The organism is Streptomyces sp. NPDC055189 (assembly GCF_053606765.1).
The window spans coordinates 18,322-43,132 of sequence record NZ_JBSGSG010000052.1 but is presented as its reverse complement, the minus strand read 5'-3'; the positions used below and the strand labels follow the sequence as shown (position 1 = coordinate 43,132).

General features: G+C 70.2%; 22 protein-coding genes. 18 read left to right on the top strand and 4 right to left on the bottom strand.

All coding sequences use genetic code 11. The features are described 5' to 3' along the window. Nucleotides 1-163 precede the first annotated feature (163 nt). Nucleotides 164-2,080, bottom strand: coding sequence for a caspase family protein (locus ACWFR3_RS29760; RefSeq protein ID WP_453737742.1), 1,917 nt, complete (start codon nt 2,078-2,080; stop codon nt 164-166). Nucleotides 2,081-2,315: 235 nt separating this feature from the next. Here ACWFR3_RS29760 and ACWFR3_RS29755 point away from each other — a divergent pair, with 235 nt between their 5' ends. The 5 genes from ACWFR3_RS29755 (at nt 2,316) to ACWFR3_RS29735 (ending at nt 7,053) form a co-directional block, all read left to right on the top strand. After that, nucleotides 2,316-2,789, top strand: coding sequence for a hypothetical protein (locus tag ACWFR3_RS29755; RefSeq protein WP_453737741.1), 474 nt, complete (start codon nt 2,316-2,318; stop codon nt 2,787-2,789). A gap of 75 nt (nt 2,790-2,864) precedes the next feature. Then, nucleotides 2,865-4,631 (top strand): hypothetical protein, encoded by a 1,767-nt coding sequence (locus ACWFR3_RS29750; RefSeq protein ID WP_453737740.1) that lies wholly within the window; start codon nt 2,865-2,867, stop codon nt 4,629-4,631. After that, nucleotides 4,631-4,825, top strand: coding sequence for a hypothetical protein (locus tag ACWFR3_RS29745; protein ID WP_453737739.1), 195 nt, complete (start codon nt 4,631-4,633; stop codon nt 4,823-4,825). The genes ACWFR3_RS29750 and ACWFR3_RS29745 overlap by 1 nt, the downstream gene beginning before the upstream one ends. Next, nucleotides 4,822-5,424, top strand: coding sequence for a hypothetical protein (locus ACWFR3_RS29740; RefSeq protein ID WP_453737738.1), 603 nt, complete (start codon nt 4,822-4,824; stop codon nt 5,422-5,424). The genes ACWFR3_RS29745 and ACWFR3_RS29740 overlap by 4 nt, the downstream gene beginning before the upstream one ends. A gap of 63 nt (nt 5,425-5,487) precedes the next feature. Beyond that, nucleotides 5,488-7,053: an AAA family ATPase gene (locus ACWFR3_RS29735; protein ID WP_453737737.1), complete on the top strand. Its 1,566-nt coding sequence runs from the start codon at nt 5,488-5,490 to the stop codon at nt 7,051-7,053. A gap of 42 nt (nt 7,054-7,095) precedes the next feature. On the opposite strand, the gene ACWFR3_RS29730 is transcribed toward ACWFR3_RS29735, so the two are convergent. Then, nucleotides 7,096-8,442: a M14 family metallopeptidase gene (locus ACWFR3_RS29730; RefSeq protein ID WP_453737736.1), complete on the bottom strand. Its 1,347-nt coding sequence runs from the start codon at nt 8,440-8,442 to the stop codon at nt 7,096-7,098. A 149-nt stretch (nt 8,443-8,591) separates the two neighbouring features. On the opposite strand from ACWFR3_RS29730, the gene ACWFR3_RS29725 reads away from it, so the two are divergent. After that, the gene (locus ACWFR3_RS29725; RefSeq protein WP_453737735.1) at nt 8,592-9,941 is read left to right on the top strand and encodes an Nramp family divalent metal transporter; all 1,350 of its coding nucleotides are present in this window, start codon (nt 8,592-8,594) and stop codon (nt 9,939-9,941) included. A gap of 59 nt (nt 9,942-10,000) precedes the next feature. On the opposite strand, the gene ACWFR3_RS29720 is transcribed toward ACWFR3_RS29725, so the two are convergent. Further along, nucleotides 10,001-11,044: a chitinase gene (locus tag ACWFR3_RS29720; protein WP_453737734.1), complete on the bottom strand. Its 1,044-nt coding sequence runs from the start codon at nt 11,042-11,044 to the stop codon at nt 10,001-10,003. A gap of 230 nt (nt 11,045-11,274) precedes the next feature. Between ACWFR3_RS29720 and ACWFR3_RS29715 the strand changes: the two genes are divergently transcribed. The 11 genes from ACWFR3_RS29715 (at nt 11,275) to ACWFR3_RS29665 (ending at nt 21,399) form a co-directional block, all read left to right on the top strand. Beyond that, the gene (locus ACWFR3_RS29715) at nt 11,275-12,192 is read left to right on the top strand and encodes a hypothetical protein (protein WP_453737733.1); all 918 of its coding nucleotides are present in this window, start codon (nt 11,275-11,277) and stop codon (nt 12,190-12,192) included. A gap of 109 nt (nt 12,193-12,301) precedes the next feature. Further along, on the top strand, nt 12,302-13,018 hold the full coding sequence (cpaB, locus tag ACWFR3_RS29710; RefSeq protein WP_453737732.1) for a Flp pilus assembly protein CpaB: 717 nt from the start codon (nt 12,302-12,304) through the stop codon (nt 13,016-13,018). A 376-nt stretch (nt 13,019-13,394) separates the two neighbouring features. Then, nucleotides 13,395-15,005 (top strand): AAA family ATPase, encoded by a 1,611-nt coding sequence (locus ACWFR3_RS29705; RefSeq protein WP_453737731.1) that lies wholly within the window; start codon nt 13,395-13,397, stop codon nt 15,003-15,005. A gap of 197 nt (nt 15,006-15,202) precedes the next feature. Then, nucleotides 15,203-15,532, top strand: coding sequence for a TadE/TadG family type IV pilus assembly protein (locus ACWFR3_RS29700; protein WP_453737730.1), 330 nt, complete (start codon nt 15,203-15,205; stop codon nt 15,530-15,532). 8 nt (nt 15,533-15,540) lie between these two features. Next, nucleotides 15,541-16,899, top strand: a complete 1,359-nt coding sequence (locus ACWFR3_RS29695) for a CpaF family protein (RefSeq protein WP_453737729.1) — start codon at nt 15,541-15,543, stop codon at nt 16,897-16,899. Between the two features lie 64 nt (nt 16,900-16,963). Next, entirely contained in the window at nt 16,964-17,911 is a 948-nt protein-coding gene (locus tag ACWFR3_RS29690; protein ID WP_453737728.1) for a type II secretion system F family protein, read from the top strand. 13 nt (nt 17,912-17,924) lie between these two features. After that, nucleotides 17,925-18,815, top strand: coding sequence for a DUF5936 domain-containing protein (locus ACWFR3_RS29685; protein WP_453737727.1), 891 nt, complete (start codon nt 17,925-17,927; stop codon nt 18,813-18,815). 458 nt (nt 18,816-19,273) lie between these two features. Continuing rightward, nucleotides 19,274-19,492 (top strand): hypothetical protein, encoded by a 219-nt coding sequence (locus ACWFR3_RS29680; protein WP_453737726.1) that lies wholly within the window; start codon nt 19,274-19,276, stop codon nt 19,490-19,492. After that, nucleotides 19,489-20,100, top strand: a complete 612-nt coding sequence (locus ACWFR3_RS29675; RefSeq protein WP_453737725.1) for a pilus assembly protein TadG-related protein — start codon at nt 19,489-19,491, stop codon at nt 20,098-20,100. The genes ACWFR3_RS29680 and ACWFR3_RS29675 overlap by 4 nt, the downstream gene beginning before the upstream one ends. A 33-nt stretch (nt 20,101-20,133) precedes the next feature. After that, the gene (locus tag ACWFR3_RS29670; protein ID WP_453737724.1) at nt 20,134-20,730 is read left to right on the top strand and encodes a hypothetical protein; all 597 of its coding nucleotides are present in this window, start codon (nt 20,134-20,136) and stop codon (nt 20,728-20,730) included. A 3-nt stretch (nt 20,731-20,733) separates the two neighbouring features. Continuing rightward, entirely contained in the window at nt 20,734-21,399 is a 666-nt protein-coding gene (locus ACWFR3_RS29665; protein WP_453737723.1) for an OmpA family protein, read from the top strand. A gap of 2,020 nt (nt 21,400-23,419) precedes the next feature. On the opposite strand, the gene ACWFR3_RS29660 is transcribed toward ACWFR3_RS29665, so the two are convergent. Further along, entirely contained in the window at nt 23,420-23,845 is a 426-nt protein-coding gene (locus ACWFR3_RS29660) for a nuclear transport factor 2 family protein (protein ID WP_453737722.1), read from the bottom strand. Nucleotides 23,846-24,051: 206 nt separating this feature from the next. Between ACWFR3_RS29660 and ACWFR3_RS29655 the strand changes: the two genes are divergently transcribed. Continuing rightward, complete coding sequence (locus tag ACWFR3_RS29655; protein WP_453737721.1) at nt 24,052-24,807, top strand: class I SAM-dependent methyltransferase; 756 nt, start codon at nt 24,052-24,054, stop codon at nt 24,805-24,807. Nucleotides 24,808-24,811 lie beyond the last annotated feature (4 nt).

Sequence of the window (24,811 nt, the reverse complement as noted above, 5' to 3'; positions counted from 1 at the left end):
GCCCGTCCAGTCCAGCCCGTCCGGCGTTTGAGGACGAACTCGGCGGAGCCGGTGATGACGGTACGCACAAGGCACAGGGCCCCCGCGCCAGCGGCCCGCGGCGCAGCCGCAATTGGATGCAGATGGGAAGGGGCGGGGTTGGGGAAACCCCCGCAGGGCCGCCCTACCCCGGCACAACAGTCCGCAACGCAATCGTCCGAGTAGCCCAGAGCCCCGGCACCCCACCACCCCCGACACGCCCCAAGTCCCGACTCCCACCCGCCCCCGGGGCCGCAGAAAGCCGCAGCACATCATCGACAGAGGAGGCCACCCCACCGGACCGGGAAGAGGAGGCCCCCGCGCCCCACGCGGGCAAATGGAACGGCACAGTATTCAACTCCCCCTCAGCCACCACCAGCTTCAACCAGTCCCGCGCACTCGCCCCACCCACCACGTCCCGCCCCACCGGCAGCGAAAGCTGCACAGGCTGCCCGTCAAGCGCGTACCCCGTGTGCCCCGGAGCGATGAAGTGCCCCGGATAGAGCTCGGCGTCACTGCGGTAGCCGTCGGTCAGGTCGAGCAGCATGCACCACAAGGGCCGGTCCGGAGAGCGGTTGTGCAGCCGTATCGAGACCCACGGACTCTCCGGCCCACCGGCCCCCCGCTCGTAGGGGCAGACGATCTCCCCGCCCCCGTCCGGCAGCAGCTCCGTACCCTCCTCGTCCCGCACCCCCCACGGCTTGATCTCCACCCGCACGAGCCCGTCCAGGAGCGAGGGCCGCGAGGTGAGATCCCGGAGCTGATGCCAGCGCGTGAGGTGGACCAGGCAGTCCGCGACGCGCCCCGCGTCCACCAGCGGCAGCGGCTCCACGAACGGCGACCCGTCCCTGCGCAGCACATGCGCCGACGAGCCCCGCGCCTCGACCCGGAAGTGCAGGTCCCCGGCCTCCGCGGCCGAGTCGACGACCCGGAGCAACGGCGACGGGGCGAGCACCTCCCGCAGGGTGCCGCGCTGCTCGGCCCCGCCCCCGGTGACCGCCACCGTCGCCGGCGCCAGCGCGAGCGCGGACAACGCCACCGGATAGACCCGCGACGCGACCGGCGCCCAGTCCACGGGATCGACGAGCGTACGGTGACCGTGCACGGCCCGCGCCCGCACGACCCCGCCGTCACCGGCGCCCGGCAGCACCGTGAACTCGGTCCCGGAAGCGCCCGCCTGTGCCCCCTCCTGCAGCCCGTGCCCGCTGCCGCAGTCCACCTCCCAGCCCTCGGTCCCGTACCGCAGCAGGTAGGGGCTCGGCGCGCGCGAGACCGAGCCGCCCAGGAACGGCAGGTCCGCGACGCCGCCGGGCGCCGCCGGATGGAGAACCGGCTGCTGTCCGCCGCCGGAACGCTGGAGCCGCGCGTCGGCGGCGGCGAGCAGCTCACGGTAGGTGGCGTCGGGGCCCGCCTCCCGTACGGCGCCGAGCAGCGCGTAGGTGAAGGCGCCCTGCCTGCGGCCCGCGAAGTGGCCCTCGTAGGAACGCTGGTCGAGCCTGCTCGCGGCAAGCAGCACATGCCGCGCGGCCCCCTCGGGAACCACGGTGTCCCGCGCCCCCGCGAGGCCCCCGTCCCAGTCCCACCCCGATTCCGGCGCAGGCGCATAGCGCGCCGTCAGCTCCGAGTCCCGGGTCGCGCCCCCGGCGTAGCAGCAGTCGAGGACGGCCGCGGTGTGCGCGCCCCGTGCGGCGACCGCGTCGAGCAGCGCGCCGAGACGCTTGTCGGGGAGCGGGCCGTCCACGCAGACGAGGGCCTGATTGCGGCCCGTGGCCTCGATCAGGAGGTCCGCACCCGTCGCCCGCGACTGCGTGCCGTGCCCGGAGAACCAGAACAGTGCCGTGTCCCCGGGCCCCGCCGCCCCCAGATGCCGCTCGATCGCATCCGTGACGGCGGCCGTCGTGGCATCGGCGTCCAGCAGGACCCGTACGTCCGCCGTCGCACCCGCACGGTCCGCGAGCAGCCGCCCGGCCTCCCTGGTGTCGTTGACGCATCCGGTGAGCGCCGTCGCCATGTGCCGCGGATAGTCGTTGATGCCCACCAAGAGCGCATAGATCGTCCCCATGGCGGAGAGTCTGACAGCGACCGACGCCCGCCATCGCCCCCGCACTGGTCGTGAACAGGGCGTCTCACGGGCGCGGTTGGGTCAAGGGCCTGCAAATGTGCATGTCAGGTCGCACTATTGACGTGGCGTCACTATTCTTCAGACACCACTTACTTCTTCGCGCAACACTTGATTCCTCACGCATCACTCGGCCGGCCTTCGTACCGGCTCACCACCCATGACTCTCGGGGGACACATGGGGCACATCGAGCGACCTCGGCGGATCGTACAGACCGGTCAGCAGCTCACGCCCGGCCTCGGCCAGGAACAGCGCACCAGCCGGACTTCCGGTAATGCGGGCCCGGCGCACCGCGAGCTGTACCGGGCGCGGGCACGGCCCCTCATGGACGCCGTGACCCGCCTTGACGCGGGGCTCGACGAGGGGGCGCGGCGGCAGCTCGCGGAGTGGATCGGCGAGGAGTACCGGACGTCGTACGGAGACGTGCCGCTCGGGCTCGTCGCCGTCTGCCACCTGGGCCCGCCCTACATCGACCACGTCCTCAACCTCTTCCAGGTCATCCTGCGGCACTTCGCCCCGGCCGAACCGATGCCGGAGCCGTTCGCGCAGGCCCGGATGCTGGTCAGGTCCGGCGGATACGCCTACGTAGAGGTCTACGACGGCGGCCTGATCCTCCCGGTGCTCGCGGACGGCACCGTCGTACGCCCCTGAAGCCCTGCAGTCTTTGAGGCTTCGAAGCCCTGAAGCAGCCCCAACCACCACAGATGAGCGTGATCGGAGACCCGTATGTCCGAGGTGGACTACACGCTGCGCCGTCAGGTGCAGGAAGTCAGCAACCTCGTGGTCAGGCTCGGCGAGCAGGTCAGCTCGGTGTCCGGCCAGGTGGCGACCGTCGACAACAACCAGCAGCAGACCCGCAGCGAACTACAGCAACTGCGCGACGAGTTCATGGCGTTCGTCAAGCAGGCCGAGTCCACCGCCGCCGTGCAGCGCGCCGAGACCCGGATCGGCGTCATCCAGGACCAGGTGGACCACGAGTTCGGCCACCACAAGACGGTGCGGCGCACCGCGGTCGGCATGCTCCAGGCCTTCGACGTGGGCCTGGTGTCCGAGGACAACGTCCGCATGGTCAGCGACCAGCTGATGATCCAGACGCCCCGCTACTGGCTGGCCCCCGCCCTGGTGGCGCTCGCCTCCTGGTCGGCCGACGACCGGCAGCTGTGCGAGCGTGCCGTGGAGGAGGCCTTCCGGCGCTCCCCGGACCGCACCGCGCTGTTCTTCGCCCTAGTGCTGCGCCGCCAGGGCCGCAAGGAGTCCGCGGTGCGCTGGCTGCGGCACTACCTCCTCGCGCAGGACCCGGCGGCGCTCGGCCGTGAGTTCGCGGTGATCCTGGAGTCGATAGCGCAGGGCGCCTTCGGCCTCGTAGGACGTGAGCTGCTCACCGACACCCTCGCGAACTGGCGCGAGCACCTGGCCGACGACGCCGAGTCGCGGACCAGGCAGGTCGCGCGGTGGCGCGAGGAGATCGACTCGCTGCGCCAGCCGTCATCCAAGGCCGAGTTCCCGCGCCTGTCCGCGGTCTCCCCGCAGTGGCCCTACCTCGACTCGGCCTACAGCTCCGCGCGGGCGCAGCAGGCCCTGCTCGACAAGTACCGGGCCATCATGAAGCGGGAGTTCGAGCCGTCGGACCGGGTCGAGGACGCGGTGGACGACATCCTCGACCGGCTCGTCTCCGAGTACGACAACGAAGAGCTGCCCCTGCGCCGCGACCTCGCCTTCAACCACGCGGTCGTCGGCCACGACGGCGACGTCGTCGCGGCCCGCAAGGCCGCCGACGCGGACTCCGCCTCGTACGAGGAGACGCTCGACTATCTGACGGTGCAGACCACGGCCGCGCTGAACCCGACCGCGATCGGCACCTCGGCCGCCACCCAGCGCCTCGCCGTCGCCGCCTGCAACGAGTGGTTCTTCGAGGCGCACACGGGCTTCACGCGCGACTACCGCACGTCGGTGCCGCAGGACGTGACGGCGCAGTTCGGCACGGCGCACACCGTCGGCGCGCAGACCTTCCATCTGCCGCCGTGGGCAGGCTCGTTCATCCAGTCCCTCGCCGATCTGGAGAGGTCCCTCGCCGGTCACTGGGACCAGCACATGGCCCCGTTCATCGCCTCGCTCGCGTACCCGACGGCCCGCAAGGTGGCGCCGCTGATCGCCGTACTCGCCGGAATCCTGCTCCTCATCGGGGCGATCCACATCGGCTTCGCGCTCGTCGCCGCCGTGGTCACCGGCGGCGTCTGGGGGCTCTTCCTCTACAACGGCGCGCAGGCCGCCAAGCGCAACCAGGACAACGCACGGCAGCTCCTGGAGCGCGCCAAGACGGACTCGCTCCATCAACTGCGGGGCGCGTCGGCCGAGTTGACCGACTGGTACGAGAAGTACCGCGCCGCCGACCTGGTGGACGCGGACTGCCGTGAACTGATCACGTCACTCGCCACCGCGACCACCGGCGGCTCGCCGTTCGAGGGCCGTACCGTCCCCAAGGAGAACCAGTGATGAGCGTTCCCCCGCAGCCCCGGCGGTCACCGGACGGCCGGAGCGGACAGTCCCAGTCACCGTGGGCCGCCACCGGCAGGACCGGGGGCGAGCGCGTCACGAGCCGGCTGCGCAAGATCGCCGATGAGCTGCCCGACTGGGAGCCGCTGCCGCCCGGCGAGACCTTCGTGCGGCGCCCCGGAAGCTCGGCGTGAGCGCGAGAACGGGCGCGGGTGCGGGCGCGAGCGGACTGTGGGGCGACGGGGGCGCCTACCAGGTCTGGGTCGAGTTCCTGCGCCGCTGGGCCGACTTCGAGGACGTCGACCCGGCCGCGCTGCCCGCGATCACCGAGGAGCAGTACGACGGGGCGACGGTCCAGCGGCTCACGGTCCACCTCGGCGGCGCGCTCGACCGGCGGCTCAAGGCGTGGGCCCAGAAGCTGGCCCTCGCGATGGGCCCCGCGAACGACGAGTTCTCCTACGGCCGTGAGCTGGCCCAGGCGAGGACCGGCCTGCAGAGCATCCGCTCCCTGGTCGGCCACCCGGGGCTGCCGCAGAAGCTGCGCACGGCCATGACGGAGCTGGTCGACCGGCAGATCCCGGAGCTCCAGGACCAGCTGGAACGCTTCCTCGACGACGCGGTACGGCGGGGCGGGGATCCGCGCCTCCTCGAAGAGCGCCGCCGCACCCTGCGCGACAACGCCCTCACCGGCGTCCTCGCCCAGGGCCCGCCACCCCCCGCCACGAGCGCCGCCCCGGACCCCTGGGCGTACGACCCGGCCGCCGCACCCCGGCGCCGGGTGATCCCCGACTGAAGGGCGCCCCCTTCCGACAGCCCCCGGCCCACCCCGCCCACTCCCGCGAAGGCCCGAATCCGTATGTCGAACTACGCCGAGAGCCTGCACCACCTCGACAGCTACATCTCCGCGCGCGTACCGGTGATCGGCATGCGCACCATCGAGCAGCAGCGCGCCCTGCGCCTGCTGCGTGAGTCCGCCACCCAGCCGCGCCGCAGCAGCATGCCGTTCTGGATCTACACCAGGGCCACCGGCCTGCGTGACCTGCGGACCAACTCGCCGGTGATGGACGACCGGTCGCTCACGGGCGCCATGGAGTTCGCCGCCACCCAGTTCACCAGCAGGGCCAACGCCACGGTGGTGTTCGTCGACCCCGACGGCCTGGAGGCGGACACCCCGATCACCCGGCACGTGGCCGAACTGGCCCGGCTCGCCGACAGCAACATGGGCAGCATCGTCCTCATCACGGACACCCCCATCTGGAGCGGCCTCCAGCGGCTCGGCATGAGCCTGCACCTCGACCTGCCGGACGCCGACGAGATGTACGGCATCCTCAGCAGCTTCCTCGGCGACCACAAGGGCCACATCCCCATCGAGTGGAGCGAGGAGGACGCCCGGCGCGCGGCCGAGTTCCTGCGGGGCGTCACCGAGGCCGAGTGCGTCAACCTGATGGCGACCATCGCGGCCAAGGGCTCCATCAAGGAGGCGGACGTCCTCGGCCTCGCCCAGGCCAAGGACCGGATCTTCAGCGACCTCACCGGCCTGGAACGGGTGGCGCTGCGCGAGGGCGACTACTCGATCGGCGGCCTGAGCAGCCTGCGCGAGTGGCTGCGCCGCAAGCACGAGCTGATGCACGCCGACCTGCGCGGTACCGAGCTGCGGCCGCCGCGCGGGGTGCTCCTCGTCGGGGTGCCCGGCTGCGGCAAGTCGCTCTCCGCGAAGGCCATCGCCCACGAGTGGCGGCTCCCGCTCTACCGCCTCGACATGGGCAGCATCCACGGCAAGTACCTGGGCGAGTCCGAGGGCCGCTTCCGGGAGGCCCTTGCGATGGCCGACCGGGTGGCGCCCTGCATCCTGTGGATCGACGAGATCGAGAAGGGCCTCGCGGGCCGCGACGACGGCACGGGAGTGCCGCAGCGGATCATCGGCCAGTTCCTCTTCTGGCTCCAGGAGTCGCAGTCGCGCGCCTTCGTCGTCGCCACCGCCAACGACGTCCGCAGCCTGCCGCCGGAGCTCCTGCGCAAGGGCCGCTTCGACGAGCTGTTCTTCGTGGACCTGCCCGACGCCGATGAGCGCAGGGAGATCATCTCCCTCTACCACCACCGCTATCTGAAGACCGCTCCGGAGAGCGAGCAGGTGGACCGGCTCGTCGACCTCTCCGAGGGCTTCGCGGGCTCCGACATCGAGTCGGCCCTGCACGACGTGGGCGCCGAGGCGCTCCTGAACGGCGGCGCCGCCAACCTGAAGCCGTCGCTGCTCCTGGACACCTTCGCCAACACGGTGCCGATGAGCAGGGTCAACCCCGAGCAGATCGAGGAGATCAGGGCCTGGGGCCGCGAGCGTGCCGTCCCCGCGGGGCGGGCGGCGGTCAGCTCGGCGCCGGGCGCGGCGAAGCCGGCGCGGCGGATCGTGTTCATGGACGACTGACGCGTGAAGGGCCGCCCGGCGGCGGCCCTTCACCCGGTCCGGTCAACCGGTGCAGTACTGCTGCTCCTTGCCGATCGACCGGTACATGCAGTCCGAGTTCTCCAGGAGCTGCAGGACCGCGTCCCTGTTGCGGTTCGTCTCGCGCTCGATCACCTCGTCGGGCGGATAGAAGCCGCCGCCGCCCGCGGACGACGGATACATCTCGAAGGTGTAGCTGAAGATCTTCTGGTTGCCCCACAGCCAGTCGTTGATCGACCCGTCCGTGATGTAGAGGTCACTGGACTGCTGCGGCGTGTAGCCGTTGCTCGCGGCCATCTTCCGGCCGATGGCGGCGTGCGCGTCGCGGTCGTCCCGGGTGAGGCCGGGGCCCGTGTCGCTGTACGTGTAGCCGTACGGCCACAGGACGAGCTCGCTGTACGTGTGGAAGTCGATGGAGGCCTTGATCTGCTGCTTGCCGCCGACGACGCGGCTGCGCACGAAGTTGGAGACGACCTTCGTCTCGGGCGCCGACTCGGCGCTCGGGCCGCGGTAGGTCTCGGAGCCCGTGGAGCCGGACGAGCCGCCGCAGCAGCCCCACCGGTAGGCCCAGTTGCGGTTCAGGTCGGTGCCGACGTTCGAGGAACCGCTGTTGGGCTGGCGGTTCTTGCGCCAGCTGCGGTAGGAGCCGGTCGCGATGTCGTACTCGCCGCCGTCCGGGTTCAGGTCCGGCACGATCCAGATCTCGCGCTCGTCGACCATCTTCTTGATGCGGGCGTCCGTGCCGTAGTCGTCGCCGAGCTCGCGCAGCAGGTAGAGCGCCATCTCGACGGTGAGGTGCTCGCGGGCGTGCTGGTGGTGGGTGAAGAGGACTTCCGGCTCGGCTTCATCCGTACCCACGTTGTCGCTGATCTTGATGGCGACGATGTCCCGGCCCGAGTACGACTTGCCGATGACGCGCTTGCTCATCAGGGTCGGGTGGGCCGCGATGCGCTGATCGATCTCCGCGTTCATCTCGGCGTAGTTGTGGTACCTCGCGTCGGCGGGCGGGAAGTCCTTGGCGTCCACCGGCAGGCCGTTCGTACGCTTCGGGGGTCCGGCCAGGGCCCTGAGCTCGTAGCCCGCGTCCCGGAGCGCCGCCGCCTCGCGGCCGTCGGCCGAGACGACCACCGCGCGGGCGTCGACCTCGTCGATGGCGACGCCGGTGCGGGCGAGCGCGGTGCGGGCGCCCTTGTCGTCGCCCAGGGGGATCTCGTACTGGCGCGTTTCGTTGTCGGAGGCGGACGCGGTCGTGCCGCGCGCGGTCCGGTCGGTGGGGTCCGGTGAGGCGTTGGCGGTGATGGGCGCCGCCACGGCGAGGGCGAGAAGGGCCGCGAGGGCAGCGGATCTTCTGCCGCGTATGCGAAGTCGCATGAAGTCTCCTGGGGGGTGAGGGGGTGGTTCAGTGCGACGCGTGCGGTGCGGGTTGCGCGGCCCCATCGTGGAGCTGTGGCATGCTCCGGTCAACGCTGTCTTCGGCCAACCCCTTGTGCCATGAGCCGCCATGAGGTTTCTTGATCGGCATGGCTGAAACGACAGGCAGTGACGCTGCCGCCACGGGAGACGCGGCACCCCGGCTCCGCAAGGCGAGCTGGAAGTACATCGGCCCCGGCATCGTCGTCGCCGCCACCGGCGTCGGCGCGGGCGACCTCGTCGCGACGCTCATCGCGGGCAGCAAATTCGGCTACACGCTTCTGTGGGCCGCGATCATCGGCTGTCTGGTGAAGATCTCGCTGGCCGAGGCGACGGGACGATGGCACCTGGCCACCGGCCGCACCCTCTTCGAGGGCTGGCGCAGCCTCGGCCAGTGGACCACCTGGTACTTCGCGATCTACGTCGTCATCTGGGGCTTCGTCTACGGCGCCACGGCCATGTCGTCCAGCGCCCTGCCGCTCGTCGCGCTCTTCCCGGACGGCCCGAGCCTGAAGTTCTGGGCGATCCTCTGCGGCCTGCTCGGGCTCGCCTTCGTCTGGTTCAACCGGTACGCCGTCTTCGAGAAGGCCATGACGGTCGTCATCGGCATGAAGTTCCTGATCGTCGTGTACGTCGCCATCCGCGTCGCCCCCGACCTCGGCAACGCCTTCGCGGGCCTGGTGCCCGCCCTGCCGGACGGCTCGCTGCTCTACACGCTCGGCCTGATCGGCGGCGTCGGCGGCACCATCACCATGGCCGCGTACGGGTACTGGGTGAACTCCAAGGGCTGGACCGACATCAGCTGGCTCAAGGTCATGCGGCTCGACAACCGCGTCGCCTACATCACCACCGGCATCTTCGTCGTCGCGATGATGATCATCGGCGCCGAGCTCCTGCACTCCACGAACATCGCCCTCACCTCCGGCGACCGGGGCCTCATCGACCTCGGCAACGTCCTTGAGGACAAGTTCGGCGCGGTCACCGCGAACCTCTTCCTCATCGGCTTCTTCGCCACGTCCTTCGGCGCGCTGATGGGCGTGTGGCACGGCGTGAGCCTGATGTTCGCGGACTTCGTGGAGCGGCTGCGGCGCGAGCGGACGTCGGGCGCTGCCCCCACGGACGAGGGTGCCGAGGGCGTCGCGGGCGGCGACGAGATGGTCAAGGAGGTCGCGGCAGGCAAGCGGGAGAAGTCGGTCCCCTTCCGGGCCTACCTGCTGTGGCTCACCTTCCCGCCGATGGGTCTGCTCTTCCTGGACCAGCCGTTCGGCCTGGTCGTCGCGTACGGCGTGCTCGGCGCGTTCTTCATGCCGTTCCTCGCCCTCACGCTGCTGTGGCTGCTCAACACCTCGCGTACGCCCAAGGAATGGCGCAACGGCCTGCTGAGCAACGTGATGCTCGCGGCGGCCGGTCTGCTCTTCCTCGTCCTGTGCGTGCAGCAGGTGCGCGACCTGCCCTGGTAGGAGCCGGGAAAGACGGCAGCGCCGCCGGGGGAGCGGCGGCGCTGCGGTAGAAGGGCGGCCTACGGCAGGCCGTGGACGTGCGGGCCCACCGCCTTGGACCAGGAGCTGCCGTCGGCGGCGTCCCAGTTCGTCGACCAGGTCATCGCGCCCCGGATGCCGGGGTACGTCTTGGACGGCTTGAAGGAACCGCAGCTCGTGCCCTTCGCCAGGCAGTCCAGGGCCTGGTTCACGACGGACGGCGATACGTAACCGCCGCCCGCGGCCTGCGACGAGGCCGGCACGCCTATGCCGACCTGCGACGGGTCGAGGCCGCCCTCCAGCTGGATACAGGCGAGCGCCGTCAGGAAGTCCACCGATCCCTGGCTGTAGACCTTGCCGTCACAGCCGAGCATCGAACCGCTGTTGTAGTACTGCATGTTGACGACCGTGAGGATGTCCTTCACGGCGAGCGCCGTCTTGAAGTACTCGCCCGACGTCGACTGCATGTCGATCGTCTGCGGCGCCATGGTCAGCACGAACCCGGAACCGGCTTTCCCCGCGAGGGACTTCAGGGCCTGCGACATGTACTCCGAGTGGAGGCCGTTCTCCAGGTCGATGTCGACGCCGTCGAAGCCGTACTCCTGCATGAGCTTGTACGCCGAGTCGGCGAAGGCGGTCGCGGACGCCGAGTCGGCGACCGACACCGCGCCCTTCTCGCCGCCGACCGAGAGGATCACGGACTTCCCGGCCGCCTGCTTGGCCTTGATGTCGGCCTTGAACTGGTCGACCGTGTAGCCGCCGAGCCCGGCCGAGTCGAGGTTGAAGGCCAGCTCGCCCGGCGTGCTGGTCGCGTCCGCGAAAGAGACCGCGATGATGTCGTATTCGTCCTGTACGTCGCTCAGCTTCTGGACCGTGGCGCCGTTGTCGAAGTTCTGCCAGTAGCCGGTCACCGCGTGCTTCGGCACGGCACGGGTATCGGCGTCGGCGTTGTCGGCGCCTCCGGTGAGCAGGCCGGTGAGCGCGAGGGCGAGTGCCGTTGCCAGAGTGATGACGGGACCTGCCTTCCTGCGTGTCCTGCCGCGTGCGTGGTCCACTTCTGCCTCCGGTGGGGGGAGTTGGGGCATTCGGAGAGCTCTCGCTTGGTCGTACGTGTGGGGATGCAACCTGGTCCAGTGGTCGTACAAGCTGGTCCAGACCAATTGAGTTGTCAAGACCTCTGGCATCACCGGGACCCCGGCAGTCCGGCCAACCTCAATGTGAACAGTGGGAAGTTGGGTGTTGAGGTGGCGCTGACCTGGATATGGTGCTGAGGCAGAAGTGCAGGGAGACCGGGGGAAGACCGGGGGGTGTACGCATGCCGACCGCCATAGCCGTCACAGGCCCTGACCTGGTGCTGCCGTCGCCCGACCGGCACACCCCGTCGGCGGCCGTCCTCCAGAGCGCCGTCCAGTCGTCCCGGACGTACTCCCTGGACCAGGCGCTGACCGAGATGCACACGCTCATCGAGCACCACGGCTATGTGATCGTCCTGTGCCCCGCGTCGGCGCCGCCCGCCGTCGTACAGCGCATGCACGCGATCCGCTCCGTCCTGGAGAGCGACCGCATCGCGATCCTCCGCCCCGACCTGCCGCCGCTGGGCCTCGCGGTCCTCGCGCTCCAGCTCCGCCAGCTGTCGATCTGCGACTTCAGCCCCGGAGTGCTCGCCTCCGCCGCGCGCCTCCTCTCCCACTACATCTACGCGGGCGCGCTGCTCGGCTCGGTGGCCAAGCTGGACCGGGTCCCGGTCACCCTCCAGTCGCACGCCAAGTCATGGGTACCGGGCGCCCAGTTCGCCGTACTCGCCACACCGCGCCCCCAGCTGATCAAGGTGACGGGCGACGCGACGCTCTCCGGCCCCGGATTCGGCACGAAGATGCTGTACGCCGCCGGACAGCTGGCCCCCGGCTGGGTCACCGAGACGCTCGCTCCCGCGTGGCGGACCCAGGGGGTCTCGGAGGCGCGGCTTCCGGGGGAGTCCGCGCGGTGGTGGGCGACGGGCAAGCTCGTCGAGTTCGCCGCGGCGATCCCCGACATCTCCGTGCTCTACCAACTGGTGTCGTCCGTCCGCCGTGACGACTGCCACTGGTGCGGACTCGAACTCATCGGCGACCGCTGCGGCTTCTGCGCGGCGCCGCTCCAGCCGCTCCCGCCGCCTCCTGAACGCGCGGCGCCTCCTGCCGCTGCTTCCGCTTCCGGTGCTCCCGTACGAGCGCTGCCGCGAGGCGCGACGTAGGGCCGGGCCCCTCTGACCTGCACGAATGACGTGCACGAAGCCGAACTGAACACGCACCACGCCGATCACTGTCCGTAGCCATCCGCACCCGATCGAGGTAGTCCGGTTCATGAACTCACGCCAGCGCCGCGGCGTCATCCTGCTGGTCCTGTCGGTCCTGGCCGCGTTCGGCGCGTTCGTGGGCGTCCTCTCGGTGATCCGGGACGTGAACTCGAAGGTGGGGCCCGAGGTGGTCGCGTACAAGCTCAAGGGGGACATAGCCCCGTACAAGGAGCTCAGCGCGGACCAGTTCGAGAAGGTCGAGATGCCGGAGCGATGGCTCTCCGACAACGCGGTCACCGACCTCCGCCAGGTCCGCGGCAAGATCGCGGTGACGGAGCTGCGCAAGGGCTCGCTGCTCCAGACGGACATGATCGTCAACCGCCCCGAACTGGCGCCCGGCCAGCAGGAGATCGCGATCATGATCGACGCGGCCACGGGTGTCGCCGGCAAGATCACGCCGGGCTCGACGGTGAACATCTACGCCACCTTCAAGGCCGAGACCGACAACGCCAAGGACCAGTCCAAGGTCATCGTCGAGTCCGCGAAGGTGATCGACGTGGGCAAGCTGACGGCGCTCGACCCTGACCAGGACGACCGCAACAGCAGCCGCCGCAAGGCGACGGAGGCGGTGCCGATCACGTTCGCCCTGGAGACGGCGGACGCGCAGCGCGTGGCGTACGCGGAGTCGTTCGCCACGCACGTACGGCTCGCCCTGGTCGGACAGGGCGAGGAGAGCACGATCCCGCGGAGCGACCGGACTTACACACTCGACGAGGACAAGTAGGGGGTGCGGGGATGAGGCGACGGTTCGCTCCCGCGAGGGGCAGCCACTCCAGTCCGCCGCGGGGTCTCGTTCCCGCGAGGGGCAGCCGCTCCGGGCCGCCGCGGGGTCTCGCTCCCGCGAGGGGCAGCCGCTCCGGGCCGCCGCTGCGCGGCGAGTCTCTCCCGCCCACCCGCCCGATTGCCCCGCGGTCGTCGTCGTTGTGCGGCGAGGGGGGTCTGTTCGGTTGGGTCGTGGTGCGGGGTAATCGGGCGGGTGGGCGTGAAAGGCCTGTTCGTCAGGGCACACTGCCGGGCAAGGCAACCCACGCCGCCCGCCCCGCCGCAGGCGTACCCCCGTATCCGAACGCCGCCGCAGGCCCGTCGGGAGGCGACCCCGTATGACCACCCGTATCCTCCCCGCCATCGGGGACATGGACGCCGCCCGCGCGCTCTCCACGCTCATCGGACAGCTGCCGGACGCCGAACCCGCCCTCCCCGTGGCCGACTCGACCGCGCTGCTCGACACCCTGGCGCGACTCGCGGCCGAGTCGCTCGACGAGCTGCCGGAAGTCGTCCTCATCCACGAGCGCATCGGCCCCGTCCCCGCGCTCGACCTGATCCGCGACCTCGTCATGCGCTTCCCCGCGGTCGGCGTCGTCCTCATCACCGCCGACACCAGCCCCGGCCTCCTGACCGCCGCCATGGACTCCGGCGCGCGCGGCATCGTCGGCTTCCCCCTCGCCTTCGACGCGCTGGCCGAGCGGGTGCACGCGGCAGCCGCCTGGTCGGCGGGGATGCGCAGGCATCTGGGCAGCGCGGGCATGGAGCTGTACGCCGGGCCGGGCGAGACTCCCGGCGGCGGGCACGTCGTCGCGGTGAGCGGGTCCAAGGGAGGCGTGGGGACCACCCTCGCCACCGTCCAGCTCGCCCTCGCCGCCCGCGCATCGGGCCGCACAGTCGCCCTCCTGGACCTGGACCTCCAGTCCGGTGACGTCTCCTCGTACCTGGACGTGCAGTTCCGCCGCTCGATAGCGGACCTCGCGGCGATCACCGACATCACGCCCCGCGTGCTCCAGGACGCCGTCTACACCCACGAGACCGGCATCGGCCTCCTCCTGGCCCCCGGCGAGGGCGAACGGGGCGAGGAGATCACCGACCGGGTGGCCCGCCAGACACTCAACGCCCTGCGCAGCCGCTACGACGTCGTCCTGGTCGACTGCGGTACGTACGTCACGGGGGCGAGCGCGGCAGCCATCGAACTCGCCGACCAGGCGATCCTCCTCGTCACCCCGGACGTCGTATCCGTAAGGGCGGCCAAGCGCATGGTGCGCCTGTGGGACCGCCTGCAGATCCGCAAGGCGGAGGAGACGCTCACGGTCGTCAACCGCCACGGCAAGGCCGCGGACATCCAGCCGTCCCTGGTGGAACGGGTGACGGGCACGAAGGTGGCCCGTACGACCGTCCCCGCGAACTTCAAGGAACTGCAGGGCGCGGTCGACGCTGGCCGCATGCAGGACCTGGACAGCAAGTCCTCGGTCAAACAGGCACTGTGGGCGCTCGCGGGCGAGCTCGGCCTGGTGGACGCGGAGGCGTCCGGCGGCGCCAAAAGGGGCGCGCTGACCCTCCGGAAGCGGGTGAGCGGCGACCGGGGCGCCGTCACCCTCGAATTCGCCGGGATGTTCCCGCTCCTGCTCGCCGTGATGGGCCTCCTGTGGCAGTGCGCCCTGTACGGCTACACGTTCTCCCTCGCGGGAAACGCCGCGGACGAGGCGGCGAGGGCCGCGACAGCCGCGTACGCGGTGGGCGAGGGCGGCGAGGCGGCGTGCGCGTCCGCCGCGAAGGAGCATCTGCCCTCGGCCTGGCAGGGCGCGACGGTGTCCTGCACGGACGACGGCTCGGTATGGAAGGCCCACGTGGACGCGGACGTCCCGCTGTTCTTCCCCGGCATCGACACGGGGTGGAGCGTGAGCGGGGAGGCGGGGGCGGCGAAGGAGGGGGAGGAGGGGTGAGGCTGCGGGAGATCCAGCCTGTCCGGCGTCTGAGGACGAACTCGGCGGAGCCGGTGACGACTGGCGGTGCGAGGATGCTGCCGGGCGCGGGTCGGTCAGCGCACAAGAACCCGCGCCGGAACGACCGCCGGAACGACCCCTGGAACCCCCGCCGGAACCCCCGTTGGAACGGCCGCTGGAACGACCGCGGAGTATCCATGCTGGAGTTCGCCGGCTTCCTGCCCGTCCTGCTCCTCATCGGCCTCGCCGCAATCCAGCTCGGCCTCGTCGGCTACGCCGTCAACCAGGCAGGCTCCGGCGCCCGCGCGGCAGCCCGCGTCGCCTCGCAGGGCGACGGCGGCGAAGCCGCGGGGAAGGCCGCGATGGACGGCAGCCTCGACGCCCAGGTCGCCATCAGCGGCGGCGGCGCCACGACCACCGCGGAGGTCACCGTCCAGGTCCCCACCCTCCTCCCCTTCGTGGACGCCGGCTGGTCCGTCACGAAGTCGGCCACCATGCCCAACGACGATGACGAAGACGGGAGCTGAGAGAAGCAATGAGCCTCCGCGACCGCGTGGCGACCGCGCACGACCACGGCAAGGACAACGGCCCGAGCCGCGACGACAGCCTCGTCGCCGTCTACCGATCCAAGCTCCTCGAAGAGATCGACCTCGCCGAGATGTCGTCCCTCACCACGGCCGACCGCCGGGTCCGCCTGGAACGCGTCATGGGCCACATCATCAGCCGCGAGGGCCCCGTCCTCTCCACATCGGAACGCTCCCAGCTCATCCGCCGCGTCGTGGACGAGGCCCTGGGACTCGGCGTACTGGAACCGCTCCTGGCCGACGCCTCCATCACGGAAATCATGGTCAACGGCCCCGACTCGATCTTCGTGGAGCGCGCCGGACGCGTCGAGCAACTCCCCCTCCGCTTCGCGTCGAACGACCAGCTCATGCAGACCATCGAACGCATCGTCTCCACGGTCAACCGCCGCGTGGACGAGTCGAACCCCATGGTCGACGCCCGCCTGCCCACCGGCGAGCGAGTGAACGTGATCATCCCGCCCCTCGCCCTCACCGGCGCGACGCTCACCATCCGCCGCTTCCCCCGCGCGTACACGCTGCACGAGCTCATCGGCCTCGGCTCGCTCGACGAGCACATGCTGCTCCTGCTCTCCGCCTTCGTACGCGCCCGCTTCAACATCATCGTCAGCGGCGGCACGGGCTCCGGAAAGACGACGCTCCTCAACGCGCTCTCCGGTCTCCTCCCCGCCCACGAACGCATCATCACCATCGAGGACTCGGCCGAACTGCAGCTCCAGCAGGACCACGTGATCCGTCTCGAATCCCGCCCCCCGAACGTGGAGGGCAAGGGCCAGATCACCATCCGCGACCTGGTCCGCAACAGCCTCCGTATGCGCCCCGACCGCATCATCGTCGGTGAGGTCCGAGGCGGCGAGACGCTCGACATGCTCCAGGCGATGTCGACGGGCCACGACGGCTCCCTCGCCACGGTCCACGCGAACACGGCGGAGGACGCCCTCATGCGCCTCCAGACCCTCGGCTCGATGTCCGAGGTCCAGATCCCCTTCGAGGCGCTGAAGGACCAGATCAACTCGGCGGTGGACGTGGTCGTCCAGCTGGCACGGCTCGCGGACGGCTCCCGCAAGATCGCCGAGATCGTCCTCCTCGTGTCGCACGGCCGCGAACAGTTCCGCATCTCCCCGGTCACCCGCTTCGTGCCGCGCCAGCCGGGCGGCGGCGGCCTGGACCGCCGCGTGCACGGCTACTTCGAGCACCTGCCGCTCCCGCGCTCCGTCGCCGAGCGCCTCTACGTCGCGGGCGAGCCGGTGCCGCCCGGTTTCGGCGTGGCGCAGGCGATCGACGTACTGAACACGAGAGAGGCGATCGGATGAGTGCGGGGACGAGCACGGGCAGGGGCACGGGAGAGGTCACAGGCACGGGAGAGGCCACCGACTGATGGAGAACCAAGCCGCCCTCCTGGCCCTCGGCGCCACGATCCTGACCGGCACGCTCGCCGTGGCGGGAGTCCAGGCCTACGCGTCGGGCCGGGCCCAGCGCCAGGCCCTGGTCGACCGCCTGTCGATCGGCCCCGGCACGGGCGACGCCGGCGGCGTCCGGGGACGCCGCTTCTCGGCAGTCGACCGCCGCCTGCGCCGCACCCGCCTCGGCCGCTCCATCCACCTGCGCCTCTCGGCGACGGGCCTGGACCTGACGGCGGGTGAGTTCTTCGTCTACGTGGTGGCGGTCGTAGCCGCGCTCTGGCTGCTGGCGGCGGCATCGCTCGCACCGTTCTTCGGCCCGATCGCGGGCATTGTGGCGGTCTGGAGCGCGGTCGTGTTCCTCAACTGGCAACGCCAGAAACGAATCGAAGCGTTCATCAACCAACTCCCGGATGTGGCCCGCATCCTGGCGAACGCCACAGCAGCAGGCCTAGCCCTGCGCACGTCACTGGCAATGGCGGCGGAGGAACTGGAAGCCCCCGCGGGCGAGGAACTCTCCATGGTGGCGGACCAGCTGGCGCTGGGCCGCTCGATCGACGACACCCTGGGTGAACTGGCCGAACGCCTCCCGTCCCGCGAGTTGATAGTCCTCGTGACAACGCTGGTCCTCTCCAACAAGGCGGGCGGCTCGGTGGTGAACTCGCTGCGGAACCTCACCCAGACCCTGGAGGACCGCAAGGAGACCCGCAGGGAGGTCCGCACGATGCTCTCGGAGGTCCACGCGACGGCATTCACGGTCCCGCTCCTGGGCCTGGGCTCGCTGCTCCTGATCAATTCTTCGAACGAGGGCGCCCTGGCCAGGGTGACGGGATCGCCGGTGGGCCAGATGCTGATCCTGATCTCGCTGGGCCTGTACGCGGTGGGCTTCTTCGTGATCAGACGCCTGGGCAAGATCGAAGTGTGAGGGGGGATCCACGATGCTGGCACTGGCTCTGGCAGTGGTGATGGGGCTCGCGGTGGCGGGCGCCTGCCAAGGCGTGCGCATGTACCGCGCGGAGGCGAAGCTCCCCTCGGACCTGGCGATCGCCCTGGAGGTCGGCGCCACCCGCGTCTCGACGGCGGGCTCGGCGGTGGACCGCCTCGGCATACGTTTCGCACCGCTGGTCCTGCGCATGATGGGTCCGAAACGGGTGGACGCCAAGCGCCGCAGGATCGACATGGCGGGCAACCCGGGAGGCCTGACGATCGACCGCTATGCGGCACGCAGGGCGGTCTACGGCCTGTTCGGCGTCGTCATGGGCCTGGTCTTCCTCTCGAACGGCTCACTGCTCTTCGGCCTCCTCACCTTCGCCTTCGGGGTGACGGCGGCGGACGCGCTGATCTGGCAGGCGATACGGGACCGCCGCGAGGTCATCGACCGCACGCTGCCGGACTTCCTGGACGTACTTGCGGTGGTGGTGTCGGCGGGCCTCGGCTTCCGGCAGGCACTGGACCGCGTGGCGGAGCGCTACGAGGGCCCCTGGGCGGACGAACTACGCATCACACTGCGCCAGATGGACATGGGGGTAAGCCGCCGCCAGGCCTTCGACGAGCTGCGCCGCAGGAACGCGTCGGAGCAGGTCTCGCAATTCGTCTCGGCGCTCCAGCAGGGCGAAGAACTGGGCTCCCCCATCGCGGACACACTGATCCAACTGGCAACGGACATGCGCCGCACGGACGCCCAGAACTCACGCCGCAGGGCGGCCAAGACGATCCCCAAGGCAACCATGGTGACGCTGGTCTTCATGCTCCCGGCGACGATGATCCTGATTGCGGCGGGAATGTTCCTCGGGTCCGGCTCCGACTTCGGCTCGATCCTGGGGAAGTGAGGGGCGAGATGAGCGCTGCGGCGGCCCTTCCGGCGGGAGCCGGTATCAAGCCACTCCACGAAACCTCTTCGCGGCTGCAACCCAATGTGGGACAGTCGCTCGAAGGACGGCAAGGGCGCAATCCCCCCGGAGGCGGCCCACACCGAGCCTCATCGCCCCAACTGACCTTTGCAAAAGCCGAGTTCCCGGTACTCAGGGGAGGGGAAGTCGTGAAACACACGGATCCACCGCCGGCCCGACCGAGAACCTCTGCCGCATGCCCCCGGGGTGCGTGATGACCACGCCGCCGGGGAAGGGAACTCGCCAACTTGCGCGTCACAAACGGCATTGGTTGCGGAGAGTGGCTGATGGGTCACATGATCTCGCGTACGTTGCCTATGACGACAGCGGCGTCGTAATTGGCCGCGCCAGTGATGCGTTTCGCGGTGCGTGTATCGGGTGGGAGAGAAGGGGCCGTCGTGCTGAAAGATCGCGTACTCAGAGTCTGGGTGGACTGGACCGTAACGGTGACTTCCCGGGTTCGGGGGAGGGATCGGGATGCGGGGGCCGGGTTTGTGGAGTATGCGGGGTTGATGATTTTGATCGCGGGGATCTACACGTTGATCGACAGCCTTGCCCTGGACAACAAAATCTCCACGGCCATCGGCAACGCGGTGGGCGACGTCATCGGCGGGTGATAGTTCTCCCCTCCCTGCGAAGCGACCGAGGGCAGACTCTCCCCATCTACATCTGGATTACGGGGATACTGCTTTTCGTTGCGTTCGCCTTCTTTGCGTTTGCTCAAGCGGCATCTGCGCGTAACGGTGCGCAATCTGCAGCCGATGCGGCCGCGCTGGCCGCCGCGCAGGACTCAAGGGATGAACTGGTCGACGGATTAGGCCAGTCCATAGGCGATGGCGACGCTTGGCTCGACTGGCTGGACGGTGACAAGTTCACCGGCGACGGAGCGCAGGGAGCGGCTGAAGCGCTGGCCGCCGACAACGACTCGACCGTGACCAGCTTCGGCCCGGCCGAAGTGAACGGATATCCCGGTTACCGGGTCGGGATCGAGACGAACTACACCGTCGGCGACTCGATCATTCCCGGTACGGAGTCCCAGCACGCCAAGGCGGAGGCAACCGCCATCATCAAGCCACGCTGCGGCATCGCGCCCTCTTCCGACCCGGAGAAGGTGGTGGAGTTCGAGTGTGACGGCGGCGATTCCTTCGAGATCGACCCTGATGACTTCGATCTAGAAGATCTTCCGGACGCATCAACTCTCTTCTCCGTGCACCTGGCCGACTGACATAGCGATCGACGAAAGAAGGAAGCCGTAGCGATGAACATTCGGCGCACCACGAAGACCCGCAGGGCAATGACCGCTGTGGCGATCACGACTGGGCTGGTCCTCACGGTCGCTGGCTGCGGCGGCGGTGGGGACGACGATGGCAAGTCCGACAAGGACTCCAAGCCCTCCGCGCCGGCAAAGGATGACGACGGGGGAGACGAGAAGGAGTCGCAGGCACCTGCTGCCGATCAGACGCTTGCCGAATCCAAGGGGGACGGAGTGACCTTGGTAATCAACTCGGCCAAACGCGATGAAGGCGGCTTCCTCACCGTTTCAGGCAAGGTAACGAATACCTCTGATGGCCTATGGACCGGAGGCCAATGGCGCGGAGATGAACAGGAGTTGCGCAAGAACGGCGCCTCCATTGCCGGTGCAAGCCTTGTGGATCAAGAGGGGAAGAAGCGGTACTTGGTCCTGCGTGACACCACCGGGCGCTGCCTCTGCACCAAGTTCGAGGGCGGCATCGACGCGGGGAACACCGCTGACTGGTTCGCGCAGTTCCCCGCCCCGCCGGAGGGAACGAACAAGGTGACGTTCCAAGTAGGTGGGATGCCCCCAGCCGCCATTGAGCTCTCCGAGGGCGAGTGACCCATGGATCACCCACGATCACGCACCCGAACTCTCGCCACAGCCACGGCCACCCTCACAGCCCTGGTCCTCCTGACCGGCACCCCCGCCTTCGCTGACGAAGACGACCCCAGCGCACCCCCCGGCAGTACGACCACGACGCCGCCCCAGGAGGTCGACTCCAACAGCCCCGGTCTGAAGCTGGCGGACGGAGCGACACTGGCCCCGGCGAAGGTCCTGGACATCAAGTCCGTGGTCGAAGACCTCGGCGGCGAGGAGCGCCGCGAGGACACCAACACGGACGTGAAGTTCGCACTGCAGGCGGAGGTGCTGTTTCCCAAGGACAGCCCCGAGCTGAACCCGGAGGCGACCGCGCGCATCAAGGCGATCGCCGAGGAGGCGAAGGCCCAAAAGGCGACAAACGTAAGGGTGTTCGGCTTCACGGACGACCTGGGTTCGTACAGTCACGGCAAGAAACTGTCGCGCGAACGCGCGGAAGCCGTGCACGACAAGATGGCCAGTTATCTGGGCCCCGAGGTCACGTACTCCGTACGCGGCTACAGCGAGGACTACCCGATCGCGGACAACGGCTCCGAGGAGGGCCGCAAGAAGAACCGCCGAGTCGAGGTCTCCTTCCCGACAGGCTCCGGCGCCGACACAGGAACCGCCCCCTCCGGAAGCCAGGACTGACGGCTGCTCCAGGCGAGCCATCCCCCGGCTGTGCTGGTCCGGCGTTTGAGTCGGTCACCGGTGCCGTCCGTTCTCCGGAGTTTGGCGGTTACGGACCGGGAGTAAAGGGCGCTCCGCTGCGCTGCGCGTCGGCTGCGCCGATGGCCCTTCGGGCCACCCTTGACACCCGCCCCTCCACCGCGCGAGGGAAAGCGACCGAACGGCCCGGGGGCGGGACTCTCGACCAGGGCAGCCGGGTCGTCTGTGTTCCTGTCGGGTGCGGACTGGTTCGTCGGGGGGGGCGCCCCGAGGGGGAGGGGTGCGCGGTCGCTCCGGGGACGGGTGCCGGTCTCGTCAAGCGGCTGCCGACCGGTTCGTTGGGGGTGGCCGCCAGAGGGAAGGGGCGGGCGTGGGGCGGCGGCAGGAGGCGGGAGCAGACGGGCGACCGCCTGCCCGGCGGTGCGGAAGGCGGTCCGGGGGCCGGTGGTGGGGCGGATTGCAGGAAAGTCCCGCGATGCGGGGCGTTGAGGGCGGGTGCGGCGGGACTTTTCTGCGATCGGTGCGGAGGGCTGGGGGCGGGCTGCGGGCAGGGCGGGGGCGGACAGGGGCGGGCGACCGTCCGCCAGGAGTGGGGCGGGGTGGTCCGGCGGGCGGTGGTGGGGCGGATTGCAGGAAAGTCCCGCGATGCGGGGCGCTGGGGGCCTGTGCGGCGGGGCTTTTCTGTGATCGGTGGGGAGGGGTGGGGGTGGGGGACCTACTTGGCAAAGTTGTGTTCGGGGTGACGAGGGGCGCGCGGAGTGTGTGGTGCGCCCTCTAGGGGGTGAGGTGCCGGGCCCCGGCGCCGGGTAGCGTGCGTCGGTCCGGTCCGGCGGCTGGCGGGCGGGGTTGCCCGGGGTCGGCTCCACGGGCGGTCTCTCGCCGTCCCTCGCGCGCGCGGGGAGCCGAGGTCGGCGGCGAGCCCTCTGCCCATCGGGCATCCGTCTGCGGGGGCGGCCAACACCTCATCCCGCGACGGCGCATCGGCTCCCGCGTGCGCCCCTCGTCTGCGGGAACGCAACTTTGCCAAAGTTGGTGCCCCACCCCCGGCCCTGGCGCCGATTGCAGAAAAGTCCCGCCACACCCGCCCTCCACCCGGCGTGGCGTGGGACTTTCCTGCAATCCGCCCCACCACCACCGGTCGGGCCGCCCACCCCACCACCACCGGGCGGTCGCCCCACGCCCGCCCGACGGACCGCCCCACTACCACCGGGCGGTTGCCCCACGCCTGCCCTTCCCCCTTGCGGCCACCCCCGACGATCCGGTCGGCAGCCGCTTGACGAGACCGGTGCCCCTCCCCGGAGCGGTCGCGCACCTCACCCTCTGGCGGCCGCCCCCGACGAACCAGTCCGCACCCGACAGGAAGCCGGATAACCCGGCTGCCCTGGTCGAGAGTCCCGCCCCCGGGCCGTCCGGTCGCTTTCCCTCGCGCGGTGGAGGGGCGGGTGTCAAGGGTGGAGCGCAGCGGAATCGGCGCAGCCGACGCGACGTAGGAGCGCCCTTTACTCCCGGCCCGGAACCGCCAATCTCGGCAGAACCGGACGGCACCGGTGACCGATTCAAGCGCCGGACCAGCACAGCACAGCCCTCGCCTGCAGCCGGCAGTCAGCCTCGCACGCCCTGGTCTCACGCATCAGGGTGCAAGGGGCGGGCTTCCTCGGTGTCGGTGAGGCAGCGGCCCTGTCCGGCCACGGTGATGCAGGCGTTGCCCTAGTCCCGCCCCTCTCCCCCCGCAAAACCCCGTACCGAACCCCGTCCCGCCACTGCGCGCTGCTCGGCGATGTTCCCGCCCTCGGTGTCCGCCTCGATGCACGTTGCGGAAGGGGGCGAAGAGGTACCGCACCAGCAGCCGCTGGGCCCGGCTGCCGATGCCGCGTCCGCGGGCCTCCGGCAGCAGTTGGATGCCGATGTTCCAGTAGTGCGAGGTCCGGAAGACCACGACCTTCCGCCACGACACCAGACGCAGGGGCTATCAACGGGCCGCAGCTGCACAAGGTCGTTGCCGCTACCGATCTCCGAAGGCCTGCGTCACCGCGAGGCTGTCCTCGTTCACGTGGTGGCGGGTGACGAGTCCGTTTTCCACCGTGAGGTGCAGCACGAACCGTGCCCGGTAGGGCTTTCCCGTAGGGCGGGCGGTCTGGCGGATCTCGCCGAGTACGACGGCGTGGGCGCCGTCCACGAGGATGCGCTCGACCTGCGTCGCCGCTTCCCCGGCCACGTGATGCTCGGCAAGCTCCCGGTAGTGGGCCGCGGCGTCGGCGCGGGTGGCGCGGTGGCGGATCCAGGGAGTGGCGGCGCGGCCGTGCTCCGCCTCCGGCCAGTCCAGCTTCCAGTCGGCGTCATCGGCGTACAGCGCGGCGATGCGCTCGGGGTCGCCTTCGCCGATGCGGCCAAGGAGGTCCTCCACTACGGAGCGGGTGGTCACGGGCATGGGGGTGCCTCCAAGGCTGGCGTGGGGCGCGTGACGAGGGCGCGTGCGTCGTGGGGGTGTGTGTGGTGTCCCGTGATTGTTGCCGGTGGGCGTGGCGACGGCGATTACCTCCGAGGTAAGGCGATCACCCCCGAGGCAGTGGGGCCGCAGTAGGGGCCGAAGTAATTGGGATGAGCCGCACCTCCGCCCGATGCGAAGATCGCCGCATGAGTGATTTCGACGTACTTGTGGCGGAAGCGGAGTCGGCCCCCACCGAGGGCTGGGACTTCTCCTGGTTCGAGGGGCGGGCCACCGAGGAGCGGCCCTCCTGGCGGTACGCCCACGCCATGGGGGAGCGGCTCGGGCACGCCACCGCCTCCCTCGACATCCAGACCGGCGGCGGCGAAGTCCTCGCCTCCGCGCCCGCCCTGCCGCCGCTCGCCGTCGCCACGGAAGGCTGGGCCCCGAACGTCGCCAAGGCCACCGCCCTGCTGCATCCGCGCGGCGCGGTGGTCGTGGCCTCGCCGGAGGACGCGCCGCTGCCGTTCGCGGCGGAGGCGTTCGACCTGGTCACCAGCCGGCATCCGGTGAAGGCGGACTTCGACGAGATCGCGCGGGTCCTGCGCCCCGGAGGTACGTACTTCGCCCAGCACGTCGGCCCCGCCAGCGTCTTCGAGGTCGTCGAGTACTTCCTCGGGCCGCAGCCCGAGAAAGTCCGGAACGGACGCCACCCCGACGGCGAGCGCGCGGCGGCGGAGGCGGCCGGGCTTGAGATCGTCGACCTGCAAGCCGAGCGGCTCCGCATCGAGTTCTACGACATCGGTGCCGTCGTCCACTTCCTGCGCAAGGTCGTGTGGATGGTGCCGGACTTCTCGGTGGAGCGATACCGCCCCCGACTGCGTGAACTGCACGCCCAGATCGAGTCCGAGGGCCCTTTCGTGGCCCACAGCACGAGACACCTGATCAACGCCCGCAAGCCCTGACCCG